Annotated in this window: 1 protein-coding gene (cut by a window edge); it reads right to left on the bottom strand. The window is 52.9% G+C overall.

Annotated elements, in window-relative coordinates:
• Positions 1-15,690, bottom strand: partial view of a non-ribosomal peptide synthase/polyketide synthase gene (locus NH568_RS00065; RefSeq protein WP_253043524.1) — the 5' portion only. The gene continues 11,847 nt to the left of window position 1, outside the view; only the first 15,690 of its 27,537 coding nucleotides appear in the window; it begins with the start codon at positions 15,688-15,690; its stop codon lies off the left edge, out of view.

Raw genomic sequence — 15,690 nt, 5'->3', positions numbered from 1 at the left:
TCCCCCGTCAAGCTGGTGATGGTGGAACCCACCCTTAAATGACTGTGTGCTGTCGCGCGGCTTATCCAGTGGAATGCTGTGAACAGTTGGCAAACCTTGTAACTGTGTTTGCCAGTACTGCTCGCTGTGCTCCAGCGCGGCCAGATTCTCAGGCGCGCGTTGCCAGGCAGCAAAATCACGATACTGAAGGTCCGGCTCTGCAACTTCAAGCGGTGTCTGGGCACGATGAGCATTGTAGGCGCTGAACAGTTCCTGCTCAAAAATCGCGAACGATCCGCCATCGGTTGCTATGTGGTGCATACAAATCATCAAAATATGATGCTGCTCAGCCACTTTACACAACTCAGCACGGATCACCTCGCCCGCCTGCAAATCAAACGGCCGGGCGTTAAAGGCATTAAAGTGTGCTTCTGTCTCTGTGTCGCTCAGTGTGCACTGAGTCAGGGTAAAGGATAACTGCGCCGGGCTCAGGCTGCGCTGACGTACAACCTGTTGTTCCCCTTCATCTGCAAACACCCGGAACTGAGTACGCAGGCTGGCCTGTCTGGCGACAAGCCAGTGTAGCGCTTGTTCCATCGCAACGACATCCAGTTCCCCCTTAAACACATAGGCTGCCGGCATATGGTAACTGGTAGCATCCGGGTTAAGTTGCTGCATAAACCACAGCCTTTCCTGTGCAAAGCTCAGCGCACACCACTGGCCTTCCTGAGTTGCAGCAGTCAGTTTCAGGGACTGCTCCGTCGCCTGCGAATCATCAATCAGTGCGGCCAGTTTGTTGATGGTGCTGTGACTGAAAATGACTTTCAACGGCAGCTGAAGCGAGAACGCTTTTTCAATGGCAATTAACAAGCGTGTCGCCAGCAGTGAATGTCCGCCCAGTTTAAAGAAGTTACTGTCGATACTGATCTGCGCTTCGCGCAGTTTCAGCAATTCGGCCCACACAGTGACCAGGAAAGTCTCTGTCGGCGTACTGGCCGGTACAATCACTTCATTCATAGTGACTGAGCTTTGCAGTTGCTCGAGCACGCGAGCCTTGTCCAGCTTACCATTGCGGGTCAGTGGCAGGCTCGCTACAAAGGCATAGCGCTCTGGCACCATATAGGCAGGCAACTGCGTGCCCAACGTCTGAACCAGGGTACTTTGCAGCGCTTCATTTGCCTCACCGGACTCACTCACCACGGCTGCGGCAAGCTGCTGTTGCCCCTGACTATCTGTAAAGGTAAAGCAACGTGCCTGAGTAACTCCCTTACATTGCTGCAATGCCAGGTCAATTTCAGTCAGCTCAACACGGAAACCACGGATCTTAACCTGATCGTCACTACGACCCAGATATTCCAGCTTACCGTTACCATTGAAGCGGACACGGTCGCCCGTGTTATAGCAAGGCTGCCCGCTGGCGTGCGTATAAAAACGCTCCGCAGTTAACTCATCGCGGCCCAGGTAACCCAGAGCAACCTGCGCGCCACTGACATGCAACTCACCGATGGCACCTCGCGGCACCGGCTGACCATGGGGATCCAGAATATGCAGCCCACACTGGCCCACAGGGAGACCAATAAAGGCAAAACCGGGCTGGCTAAAGTCGTCGACAAACTCCGCACAGGCTACATGGGTCTCTGTCGGACCATAATGGTTCCAGAGCTTGCTGGGGTAGCGGGTAAACAGCGCCGCAATGGCCTCTGAGATATACAAGGCTTCACCGGCAACAATGATCTCATCCGGCACCGCATCATAGTCGTTACCCAGCACTTCTTCAGCCAGAATTTGAAGTACCGCTGGTGGACAGAACAAACGCTCGATTTTGCGTGCACTCAGTAGCTGAGGCAGCTGCGCCAGATTGTCTTTTTCTTCTTCGTTCATCAGTACCAGCGGACTGAGTGTGAACCAGCTGGTGATCAGTTCCTGCACTGACACGTCAAAGGTGAGAGGCGTAAACTGCAAAGTTCGCTTCGCACCAGTGAGCCCATGCGTGCTTTGCTGGGCAACCGCCAGATGACATAAAGTACGATGCGTTTGCACCACCCCTTTAGGCTCACCGGTTGTCCCTGAGGTATAAATCACATAGGCCGCGTCTTCACCCTGAATGGGCTCTTCACTGTGATAGACGCTGTCGTCCAGCCCCTTCAGTCGCGACTGCAGCGCCGGCCAGGTGAGTGACAGACAGTTTAATTCAAGCGTGTTGATTAGCTCTGCGAGGCTGGCGTCGCCTCGGGTGTCTATCACATGTTCAACGCCACTTTGCTGCAGAATATAGCGCAGACGCTGCTCTGGCAGTTTAGGGTCCAGAGGCAGATACGCCGCGCCCAATTGTAGCAGGGCCGCAATGGCCAGATAGCTGGCAGGTGTGCGCGCATAAGTCAACGCCACAACCTGATGTTGCCTGACCCCGTGCTGTGCCAGTAAACGCGCCAGCTGGCTGGATTGAGCCACAAACTCACCATAAGTTAGCTGTACCTCGCTTGATTCTAACGCCAGGGCACCGGGCTGAGTCTGGGCGCTTAACTGCAAGACATCGGCGACAGACTGAGGTAAGTGCGCCACGTCTGCAGCGTCACAGGTGTCCTCAGCGTTCAGCGGCAGAGACAGTAGCTGTGCATCTGGTGTCGCCAAAGCTTGTTCACATAGAGCCACAAACGCCTGTGCCAGTGATTCTATGGTCGCTTTGTGGAACAAGTCACTGTTATATTCCCAGTCGAGACGGATCTGTCCTGCTTGCTCAACCACCGACAGTGTCAGGTCAAATTTACTCTGATCAAAGTTAACCGGGTGCTCACGCAGCTCGACCCCATCCAGTAACCAGGCACTATTGTGCTGACTCTGAACCACCAACAGGATCTGGAACAGAGGGTTATAACGATTGTGACGCGCCTCTTGCAAATCTGCCACCAGGGTTTCAAAAGACACGCTTTGATTATCAAACGCAGCCAGTGCAGTGTCGCGGCTTTGTGCCAGCAATTGTGCAAATGACATGGACAGATCTGTGTCCATACGCAGGACCAGAGTATTGGCAAAGAAGCCTAACATGCGCTGCGTTTCCAACTGTTCACGATTGGCCACAGGCGTACCGATAACAATGTCGCGACTGCCACTGAACTTACTCAATAGTGCGCTGAGTAAGCCATGCATCGCCATAAAAGTACTGACCCCCTGACGTTCGCAGTAGGCTTTTAATGTCTCGCTGCATTGTTCGCTAAGCTGATTGAACACCACCTGACCACTGTGGGTCATTTCCTGAGGGCGCGGCTTATCCAGCGGCAGCTCATGCACAGGCGGTAACTGTGCCAGCTGCTGATGCCAGTAGGTCCGCTGTGCGGCCAGATTTTCGGGGTGACGACCCTGATGCTCCCACAGCGCATAATCGGCATATTGCAGTGCCAGCGGCTTCAGGCGTTCGCTGTCTCCCCTGTGGCTATACAGCGCATCCAGCTCAGCAATGAATATCTCCATGCCCGAACCATCCATCGCCACATGATGGAAGTTGAGTAGCAGGGTGTAATGATCATCACCACGGATAAAGACATGTGCACGCAGCAGCACATCCTGCTCCAAGTCAAACGGGGTCACCGCCAACTGCTCAAGCAGACCGGCAAATTCCTCTGTACTGTAATCACTGGCATCGAGTACTTGTGGCTCAAATGCACTGACCTCCTGGATATACTGGTAAGGCCCCAGCTCGTCCCGACGCAAGCAGGTGCGCAGCACTTCATGGCGCTCGACCAGCGCCGTCAATGCCTGTGTCAGCGTCGTTAAATCAAGCACACCATGATAATCAAATGCGAATGGCATGTTGTACTGAGCACTGCGCCCTTCCATCTGATCAACCAACCACAATCGCTGCTGCGCATCGCTTAATGGCAGTCGCTCCGGACGCAGCGTCTTCACCAAAGGCTGATCCTGAGGCAGCTGCCGTTGCGACGTCAGCGCACGTGCCAGTGCCCGAATGGTCGGCATTTTAAACACATCAGATACGTTCAATGTGCATGGCTGGGTTTGCTTCACCCGGGCAACCAGTTTGCTCGCCGCCAGAGAGTGGCCCCCCAGCGCGAAGAAATTGGCCTCAACGCTTATCTGGCCAACATCCAGTGCGAGAATTTCAGCCCACAGCGTTTGCAGCTGCGACTCCAGATATGTTGCCGGCGCCTCATAATGCGCCTGCTCGACACTGATCGCAGGCAGTGCCCGCAGGTTAATTTTTCCGCTTACGGCATACGGCACCTGCTCAATCTGAACATAGTAACTTGGCTGCATATAGTCAGGCAGAGCTTGCTGAGCCAGTGCCCGCAAACGCGCCGTAATGTCCTGCTCGCTCAATGCGCCTGCCGAGACAAAATAGGCAACCAGGTGCGAGCCCTGCACCGTTAAGACCACTTGAGCTACAGCTTCGCTGCGACTGAGTACCGTTTCAATCTCGCCCAGTTCGATACGGAATCCACGCAATTTGACCTGCTGATCGATACGACCAAAGAATTCCAGATTGCCATCATGATCCCAGCGCACCAAATCGCCACTGCGATACAGCAAACCTGAACCAAATGGATTGTTAATAAAGGCTTTTTCACTCTGTGCCGGATTGTTGAGGTATCCCTCAGCAACGCCCGCACCGGCAATATACAACTCCCCTTTGGCCCCGACAGGAACACAACGCTGCTGAGCGTCCAGTACGTAAAGCTGGGTATTGGCTATCGGACCACCGAGATGAGGATGGGTGCCTGTGACCTCAGTCTGAGTTACTTCGACGGTTGTTTCCGTCGGACCATAGGCGTTGAAGAACACGCGACCATGTTGCTCACTGTACTCACTGAGCTGGCACCAGAGTTTACGATTCAGCGCTTCACCACCGAGCATCAGCGATGGCATCTCTTGTTCATGACACTCCAGCATTTGCTCCGCAAAAGAAGGCGTGGCAAAGCTGTAGTTAATATCGTGAGCCTGACAGAACTGCATGAAGGCATAGGGGTCACGACCCGTTTCATGGTCAGCAATGACCAGACACCCGCCAAATGCCACTATGGCCAGGCCAAACATAGACGCATCAAACACTAAAGGAGCACGCCAGCCCCAGCGCACCATGGCCATGTCTGCCGTTGCAAAGGTCCGCTGTGTCCAGCTTGTCAGTAGATGCGCCAGATTTTGCTGACTGATACACACGCCTTTGGGCTCGCCGGTAGAGCCGGATGTAAAGAGCAAATACGCCATCTGTGCATATCGCTCTGGCACCCGGTAGTCGCAGCCAGATGGAATAGTTTGCAGGCTGACAATCTCGGCTATTCCCTCAAATGCCTGCCCTGCATCCGGGTGCTGAACCAGTAACAGACGGATCTGTGCCTGTTCAGCTATTTTCTCAACCCGGGCACGAGGGTAATCCAGCGCCAGCGGCACAAAAGTCGCGCCACACAGCTGGGTTGCATAAATAGCCACAAGCGCATCTGCGCTACGCGGCAATAATAGTCCCAGATTATCACCAGGCTGGACACCCAGAGATTGTAAATACCCTGCCAACTGTGTGGCGCGCGTTTGTAGCTGACTGTAAGTCAGCGTCAACTCGCCCTCTTCAATGACGATATGATCAGGGCTTCGGGCAACACGCGCTTCGAGCATAGTGCGCAAATCCGCCTCGTACTGGCAAGACGCTCCTTTACCCAGTGCCTCAATGGCACGCCGCTGAGTGTCATCAACCAGTGCGGGCAAAGATTCGAATGGCGTACTGCTGTGAGCCAGTAAGTTGCTGAGTCCATCGCTCAGACAGGTCAGCAGGGCTTGTGCTGTCGCGGCCTCAAAGATGTCTGTACTGAAGTCAATTTCCAGCAGGATATCGCCATTTTGCTGCTCTGTTGCATTGAGCGTCAGGTCAAATTTAGCAAAGCTGTTTGGCTCTTCCAGCGTTTCACAGCCAAGCTCTCCCAGAGAAATTGCCGCACTGTGTTCAGCCGTCAGATAGCTGAACATAATCTGGAACAACGGGTGAAGATGCGCAACCCGCTCCGGATTTAAGGTTTCTACCAGTGTCTCAAACGGGAAGGCCTGATGTTCATAAGCGCTCAGGAAGGTACTATTTTGCGCTTTGACCAGGTCGTTAAAACTCAGTTGAGGAGATACCTGCGCACGCAACACAACACTATTTACAAAATAGCCAATCATGTGTTCACAGCTCGCCTGCTGACGGTTTGCCATTGGCGTACCCATCACAATATCTTGTTCACCACTGAACAGCGATAAAACCCAGGAGAAAGCACTCTGCAACACCACAAATGGGGTGGTTTGCTGCTGCTGAGCAAATTCGCGGATTGCACTCACCTGCTTCTTAGGAATGCGTCTGTTCAGAGTCTGCGCTCGATAGCTGGCATCAACCGGACGCGGATTATCCAGTGCCAGCTCATGATGCAGTGGTAAGTCTGCCAGCTGCTGTTGCCAGTACTTCGCCAGCTTATCCATATGAACAGGATCTTCGAACCGTGCTTGCTGCCAGCGTGCATAGTCATGATATAGAGGCAGGTCAGACTCATCAGCGTGCCCAGTACGATAAAAGTGATCCAGCTGCTCCAGGATCAGTCCCATGGACCAGCCATCCGCCGCGATATGATGAATACACAGCGCCAGAACGTACTCTTGAGCGCCCAGAGTGATCAGTTTCGCGCGCAGCATCAGCGGACTTTGCGGCGTAAGACCCTCATGAAGTTGCGCAAAACTGTTAGCCAGTGCAGTGTCACGTTGCTCTGTCTCACACTCTGACAGATCATCAAACGTCAGTAGGCTATCAGGCTGGGCATTAAGTTTTGCTGTCAGTTCATTATCTTGCTGAACCACTGAGGTTCTCAGTACCGGATTGTGCTCAAGTAAAGCACATAAGGCTCGGTCCAGACGTTCAGGATCCGGACAAGTTTCAAAGCGCAGATAAAGCGGGATATAGTAACCCGCCTGAGCGTCACTCATCTCACAGGCCAGCCACATCTGGCGCTGTGCCATAGACAGCACAGGTTCATCATTATGTGAGCGCGTAATTTCAACACTGTGGGTAATCTGCGTGTGCTGCGCTATCATCTCTGCCTGAGCCTGAACGCTTGCATACTTAAAGACACTCGCCAGTGACCAGTCGCCCCCAAATGCCCCATTGATCAGGGTGATCAACTTTGCTGCCAGTAAAGAATGTCCGCCCAGCGCAAAGAAATTGGCCGTTGTACTGATTTCACCGGCTTTACGGCCCAATACCTGACCCCACAGCTCAACCAGTTGTTGCTCTGTTTCATTAGCCGGCCCCTGGTACACATGCTCAACGATATTTGGCGCGGGTAACCTGCGCTTATCCACTTTACCGTTCACGGTCAATGGCATTTCATCCAGCAAAATACATTGTGAAGGCACCATATAATCCGGCAACTTTTCGCTCAGATGTTGTGTAAGTTGACGAGTAAGGTCGCCTGCCGCTGTTTCAGATGCCGTAAAGTAGGCAACCAAATGCTGTTCAACAACCTGTACGCAAGCCTGTTTGACCAGGCCGCTGTTACTCATCAAGCGAGTGATCTCTCCCAATTCGATTCGCAAACCGCGCAATTTGATTTGGTCATCCGCCCGACCCATGTACGCCAGTCGGTGAGCCTCATCCCAGCGCACCAGATCGCCACTGCGGTAAAGTTTTCCAGCCCCAAACGGGTTGCTGAGGAAGCTGTCCCGGGTTTGCTGACCACGATTCAAATATCCCTGTGATACGCCGCTACCGGCGATGTAAAGTTCGCCTTTCGCACCAAATGGCTGCAGACGTTGATAAGGGTCGAGCACATATAGCTGAGTGCTGGCTACGATTTGTCCCAAATGCGTTGTGTCGCCAGTTACCTCAGTACAGGTCACATAAACCGTTGTTTCCGTTGGTCCATAGACGTTATAAGCCCGGTGCCCCTGTTCACGTAGAGTGACCAGTTGTGACCAAAGGGGCTGCTCCAGTGCCTCTCCGCCTAACACAAGATCCGGGATAGGCTTATCCTGTGGCCAGGCATCGAGCATCAGCTGAGCAAACGAGGGGGTTGCAAAGGTCAGATTGATACCCTGTTGCTGAACGAACGCCGCATATTTAACTGGATCCCGGCTGGTTTCTCTGTCACATATCCATAGCTGTCCGCCCAGTGCCAGTGCAGCAAGGCCAACCACCGAGGCATCAAAGACCAGCGGCGCACGCCAGCCCCAGCACACGTCACTGACATCACGACCATTGAGTACAGTATCTTGCATCACCCCAATAAAGTGAGCCAGGTTGCCATGGCTCACCTGCACCCCTTTTGGCTCACCGGTTGAGCCAGATGTAAATAATATATACGCGGTATCTTGCGCACAGACATCCACACTCTGATAGCGGTTATAATCAGCACTGAGGGTTTTCAGCTGGTGGACCACACGTTCACCCCGATACAGTGTTTGCAACGACTCACAACTGATAATAAAGCGCACATCGGCTTGCTGACAGATGTTGTCTATCCGCTCAGTCGGATAGCTTTCATCCAACGGGATATAGACGCCGCCACACAGATGAATTGCCTGTAGCAATGCCACCAAATGCACATCTTTGGGTAGCAACAATGCCAGCGCATCACCCGGCTTTACACCCAGCTGCTGAAGACCCGCAGCATACTGCCTGGCCTGATGATCCAGTTCAGCATAACTCAGTTGAGCATGCGCATCGTGCACGGCAATGTGCGCCGGACGAGCGGCAGCCAGATCAGACAAGCGCTGTGGCATGAATACCGACTGCACAGTCTGCTCAGGCCCGTGACCCAGCTGCTCGCGCACTACTGGAATCTGCTCTGGTGCCAGTAAATCAAGTGCATTGAGCGGCTCAGAAGGCGCGGCGCAACATACCGAGATAATATGCACGAACTGAGACAGCAAGCTGTTTATCATCGCCTCACTGAACAGATCCGTGGCGTAATCCACTTCAATGCTCAACGCACCAGAGTCGCGCTCTATGATGTTCAGTGACAGATCAAACTTAGCGGCGCTTTGCTCTGGGGGCAATGTACTCACCCGGACACCCGGCAAGGCAAACGACGTCAGACGTTCATCACTGGATAAATAATTGAACATGATCTGGAAAAGCGGATGACGACCATGCACGCGTTGCGGCTGTAAGAGTTCAACCAGCTGTTCAAATGGCAGTTCCTGATGCTCATACGCATCGAGGATCATGGCTTTTTGTCGGACAAGCATAGTACTGAAGCTGTCTGTCCAGTCTACCTCGCTGCGCAGCACCACTGAATTGACGAAATAGCCAATCAGTGCCTGAGTTTCTTCATGACGACGATTCGCCATCGGCGTACCCATTACCACGTCTTGCTCGGCGCCAAATTGTGCCAGCAGTAACGCAAATGCGCTCTGTAATGTCGCAAACGAGGTAACATCATGAGCACCCGAAAATGCTTTCAGCTGCTGGTTTTGCTTTTCATCAAGTGTCACCCGACAGGTATGCGCGGTATGCAGATCCCCCTCAGGTGCGCCATCTATAGGCAAACTGTGTAAACTCGGTAAATCGGTGAGCTGCGTCTGCCAGTATTCACGCAGTGACGGCAGCACATCTTGCTCAGCAAAGTGCTCACGCTGCCAACGTGCAAAGTCACTGTATTGTAACGTCACGTCATGCTGTGCTGTGGGGTCAATATACAAAGCGGATAATTCATTACCCAGCAGCTCGACAGACCAGCCATCCGCTGCGATATGATGGCACCATAATCTCAGCTCATACAGTTCAGTGCCCAGCGTAAACAAGACGGCATGCAGCATAAGATCGCTGGCAGGTGTCAATGTGGTTACCACTTGCTCTGCCACTTTAGCAATGGCCTCTTGCTGTTGCGCGGTATTGTACTCACGCAAGTCAACCTGACTTAAAACCCTGTCCGGTACCGGGTTTACCCGAGCAGCAATCCCCTGCCCGGTGCGCTCAATGGAAGTACGCAACACGGTATGGCGAGTGAGCAGGCTAACCAGTGCTGTATCAAGTCGGGCAGCATCAACTGTGCCGTGCAATGCCAGGTGTAGTGGCAGTAAGTACCCAGCCTGATTGTCACTCATTTCACAGGCCAGCCACATCTGTTGCTGCGCAAATGACAATACGACGTCTGCATTGGGGTCAAATTGTATTTCACTGCGTACTGCACTGTCGGCTGCCTGAGGCGCTGGCAGCAGGGCTGCCAGCGCGGCAATGTTTGGATTGGCAAACAGCTGTGTCATTGTCAGCGGATAGCCAAACACTTTCTTGATCATGCTGATCAGCTTGGTTGCCAGTAAGGAGTGGCCACCCAGCGTAAAGAAGTTGCTGTGCACACTGATCTGCGAGGCGTCCAGCGTTAAAACCTCTGCCCACATTTCGCAGAGCTTCACCTCAGTAACATTGCCCGGTGCAACATACTCATCAGCGCCACTCGCCTGAGGAAGCGGCAATGCTTTTTTGTTGACCTTGCCGTTCAGAGTCAAGGGCAGCTGAGGTATAAAAACAAAGTGGGTAGGCACCATATAGGCAGGGAGCTGCGCATTCAGGTTCACCTGTAAAGCACGCTGCAGCTCAGCATGTGCGTCCTCAGCGACGTCACCCACTGCCACATAAGCAACCAGCTGCTGGCGGTGCGCTGTTACAAACGCTTGCTGCACGGCCTCATGCTGAGCAATAACTGATTCGACTTCACCGGGCTCAATTCGATAGCCACGCAGTTTTAATTGCGTATCTGCGCGTCCCTGAAAAGTAAGCTGCCCTTGTGTATTCCAGCGCCCCAGATCGCCTGTTTTATAAACCAAGCCAGGACCAAAGGGGTTTTCAATGAATTTTTCCGCAGTCAATGCCGGCTGGTCGAGATAACCGGCAGTGACACCACTACCAGCAACCCATATTTCACCAATCGCGCCACGAGGTAACAAGGCACCGCAGTCATCGACCAGATAAATCTGCGCATTGCTTGCCACCTTGCCGATGCTCGGCAAAGCCGATGTGCTGATATCACAACTTGTGGCATGTACCGTAATTTCTGTCGGACCGTAGTAATTGATGATGCTCAACCCGGTTTGAGCGGCAATCTGATTGAGGCGCGCCCATAATGACGGCGAAATCGACTCCCCTCCCATCCCCAGATTTGGCATCTGTGCAGCATCCGGCCATTGCTCGATAAATAGCTCACAAAATGAAGGGGTGACACAACAGTGAGTCAACTGATGCTGACGACAAAACTCTGCATAACGCTCAGGATCCTGACAGGTTGCTTCGTCTGCCAGCACCACAGTTGCACCAGAGGCAACAGCACCCAGCCCCAGCATGGAGCCGTCAAAGACAAACGCCAGGCGCCAGCCCCACCGTACATTACGAGGATCATGCGCCGCAAATGTATCCGTATCATTGGTAGTTAAAAAGTAGCTTAAGTTACGCTGGGTGACGATAACCCCTTTGGGCGTGCCGGTTGAACCGGACGTAAACAGCATATAGGCCGTATCTTGTGGACGGTTGACTACCGGCTGACAGCTCAACCCTTGTGCCATCGCAACTCGTACATCGATAAATTCACATGCCAGATCCGGAGCCTTGGCAACTTCCGATACACTCAACAACCAACGGATACCGGCCTGGCTGGCGATATTATTAATCCGTTCAACCGGGAAATGAGTATCGACAGGGACAAACGCTGCGCCACATAAATGGCAGGCATACACAGCAACAATATACTCAACACAACGAGGCATCATCACGGCAATGGCATCACCTTGCTCCACCCCGTTGTTTTGCAGATAACCAGCCAATGCACGGGCCTGTTGTGCCAACTCCCGGTAACTGAGAGAACGATTATCGTCAATCAGCGCCGGGCGGCCGTCACACTGTTCACTGAGGCGATTCAGACGTTGCACAAAAGACTCATCCAGCTCACATTCTACCCCTTTACCAAGTGTCAGCAGCACTTCCCGGGCAGACTGAACAGGGGCGTTTGTTAACTGATGCAGAGGTTGGGCGGACTCTGTCAGCCAGTGATTCAGGGCCTCACAGAATTGCGACAGAATTGACTCCGCGGTCGTGCTGTCAAACAAAGCACTGTTATAGTAAAGGCTGGTGGTGAGCTGGTCATCCATGCTTTGCCAGATATCCAGGGTCAGATCAAACTTCGCCTGAGTGTCTTGCTCAGTCAATACCTGAGCTTCAACCTCGCCCAGTGTAAAGTGTTCACGATGTGGGTTCTTACCCAGAAAGTTAAATAGAATCTGAAAAATTGGATGAACATGTTCCTGGCGTGGCGGATTAAGCGTATCGACCAAATGAGAAAAAGGAAACGCCTGATGCGCCATTGCCGCCATGATGGTGTCGTGCTGACCGGCGATAAACTGCGCCAGAGTTTGCTGGCGATTGACCTGACTGCGAATAGCCACCGGATTAACAAAATATCCGACCATATCCTGGGTGGCGCGCTGTTGACGATTCGCCATGGGTGACCCAATCACAACGTCTTCTTCACGGCTAAACAGGCTTACCACCAGCGCAAACATACTCTGCAATACCACAAATTCAGAGGTGCCATGGCGCTTGGCAAATTCAGCCAATTGCTGCCCAACAGTCTGTGGGAGCACAACTCGTGCCATACCTGCCGCGGGTGATTGCTCCTCATTGAGTGACAAATGACTGCGTGGTTTATCCAGGGCAATACCATGCAGAGCCGGCAACGACTCTAACTGCGTCTGCCAATACTGACTCATGGCCTGCGCCTGCTCACTGCCCTCCCAGTGTTGCTTTTGCCAGCGAGCATAATCCCCATAACCTGCCCGCTCACCAGGCTCAACCGCATGCTGATAAAACTCACTGAGTTGCTGGCACAGTAAATTGACCGACCAGTCATCAACTGCGATGTGATGAAACACACAACATAAAAGGTGGCGCTGCTCAGACACGCTAATCAAACAGGCGTTCACCATCAGCGAACTGGCTGGTGTCAGTCCGCGGCCCAACTCAGCACGGACCTGCGCAATGCGCTGTGACTGCTGTGCTTCATCCAGCTGGCTCAGTTCAATGTGTTGCAATGGCAGCTGCGTAGTGTCTGCGAGCTGGGGCTGCAACTGGCCGTCTTCGTCCATCACCAGGCGAGTGCGTAAGATTGGGTTATGTGCCAGCCACAGATCCAATGCAGCTTGCAAACGCGGGATCTCCAGCGGGCCGCTAAGCGACAGTGTCAGAGGCACTAAATAGCTGTGTTGTCCATTTTCCTCCAAGCCTTCGTGCTGACTGGCCAGCCACATCTGTTGCTGCGCAAAGGATACCACCGGACCAGCTGCTGCATCAGGTTGCACCGAGATGGCGGGCAATGGGTTCGCTTCCTTTGCCAATGACGCAGTGTCGAGCTCAATGTAGTTTGCCAAATCCACTATGGTGGGATGAGTAAGCAAGGTTTGAAACTCAACGTCTACCATCAACTGTTCGCTAATGGCGCCGAGTATACGCAGACCAATCAGGGAGTGTCCGCCCAGCGCAAAAAAGTGTGCAGCACAACTGAGTGCTTCTTCAGGCAATTCAAATGCCTGCGCCCAGATTTTCCTAAGTTGTGTTTGTAATGGCGACTGAGGCTCAACGATTTCGCTGGCCACAGGTTCAGGCAAGCGATGATCTCGCAGTGCACGACGATTGACCTTCCCATTAGGCAGCAGAGGTAATTCACTCAGGGCGACAAACTGGTTTGGTACCATGTGCCCGGGCAGACGAGATGCGGCAAATTCACTGAGTTCCTCGCCAGTGGACGGCTCTCCCTGCGCAACATAGAAGGCAACCAGTTGTTGACTCTGCCCTTGTACAACATCAACCACCGCAATGCTTCTGATCTGATCATGACGTGCCAGTTGACTGTCAATCTCACCCAGCTCGACACGAAAGCCCCGTACTTTGACCTGCTCATCGGCACGTCCCAGGAAATAGAACTCGCCATCGGGACCTTGTCTGACTAAATCCCCACTGCGGTACCAACGTATGCCACGATATTGAATAAACTTACTGTGGTTTTCTGCTTCGCGATTCAGATAACCTGAACTCAGGCAGGGTCCTGCCAATAACAATTCCCCAACGGCACCAGGGGGCTGTTCATGGCCTTCACTGTCAACCACTAACGCAATTCTGGGCCCACATAACTTACCAATGGGAATACTGGCACGCGACAAATCAGCCGGTGTTACCTGGTGCCAGGTGGAGGTAATGGTTGCTTCAGTGGGTCCATAGGCATTAAATAATCGACAGCGTGAGAAAAGCGCCAACTCTTCCCAGCGACGGACAATCTGAGGGTTCAGGGTTTCTCCGCCCAGTACTAAAGTATGCAACCGGGTTTGCTGCCAAAACGCCATCTCGTTCGTTTGCTCACTGAGCAGTTCAGCGACCAGCGCCGGCGGCAAGTCGGTACAGGTGATCTGTTGTTGCAACAAGTAATCGGTCAACTCCTGATGACGCCACAACCGCTCGCCCTTAATATGCACCGCTGCGCCGGCACACAGTCCCACCCAGATCTGCTCCAGTGCGGTATCTACGTTCAAAGATGCAAATGACAACACGGCATCCTTATCCGATAACGCCAAATGCTCAGACATGGCATGAATGTGCGCAGCAAAAGCTTCATAGCTTATCGGCACGCCCTTGGGCAAACCGGTCGACCCGGAAGTATAAATAATATAAGCAGACAAACTGGTGTCTATCTCGGGTGGATGCCAGACCTTACTATGCGTCTGTGCCATCAGAGCATCATACCGATAGCACTTCACACCATCGCGCGCACCTTTGTGCTCATTGGTAGCATCTGTGAGCACACATTTGAGGTCTGCATCCGTCATAATGTGTGCCAGTCTTTGTGCCGGATAACCAGGGTCAAGCGGTACAAAGGTGGCGCCTAAGCGCCATAACGCAAGCTGTGTCACCAGTGCAGACACTGAGCCGGGCAGCATCACACCGACCCGAGTACCCGGATCAACCTGCTCATTAAGTTGTGCCGCCAGGTGACAGGAGCGAGTCACTAAAGTGCGATAATCGATTTGCTCATCACTGTCACACACAGCAAGGGTCCGGGGAGCGTGTTCAGAAACTTGGTCGAGTACATCGACAATGCTTTGAGGTGTTTGTGCAACCGGGGGAGACAAAGTCTTATGATAATAAGCCAAAGCGTTCAGAGACTGATTTGGGTCAATCGCGACCTCTGTAACCACAAAGCTTAGCCAGTCAGCAAGCGTCTCCACAGTTTGATGGTCTATCTGCCGGGCATCATAAAACCACTCAAGGTGTGTGTCAGATGCCATGTTTAACAGCAAAGTAAATGACAGACGTTCAATGTCTGCTTTGGCAGACTCTGTCACAAGAAAAACCGGCAACAGTGCATCTGTACTCTCTGACGCGCCTGTTGGCACGGGAAGTGCGCCTGTTGTCTGTGTACACACATAATCGTGCCATTGCTGCACAGTCATCATGGGGTCAAGGTGTAAATCACATACTCTTTCGGTATTACCTGCTAAATCAGCGTCAGCATTATCTACATATCGCATCCTCGCTGGTGACATCTGGTAATATCTGGCATACACCAGTGCGAAGCAGCTAAACAACATCTGCGCTTTGTCTGTATTCAGCCTGGTTGCTGCCTGGGTCACTGTTGCAGCATCTAGGCTGGATTGAGCCAAACTGGTTATTTCCTTAGCCATGCCTGGATTAGCTCTGTCGACAATCAC

Origin of the sequence: Pseudoalteromonas sp. XMcav2-N (genome assembly GCF_024124545.1) — a bacterium.
Classification (GTDB): Bacteria; Pseudomonadota; Gammaproteobacteria; order Enterobacterales; family Alteromonadaceae; genus Pseudoalteromonas.
Note: the sequence above shows the minus strand (reverse complement) of the source record. Positions and strands in the feature narration are given on the sequence as shown.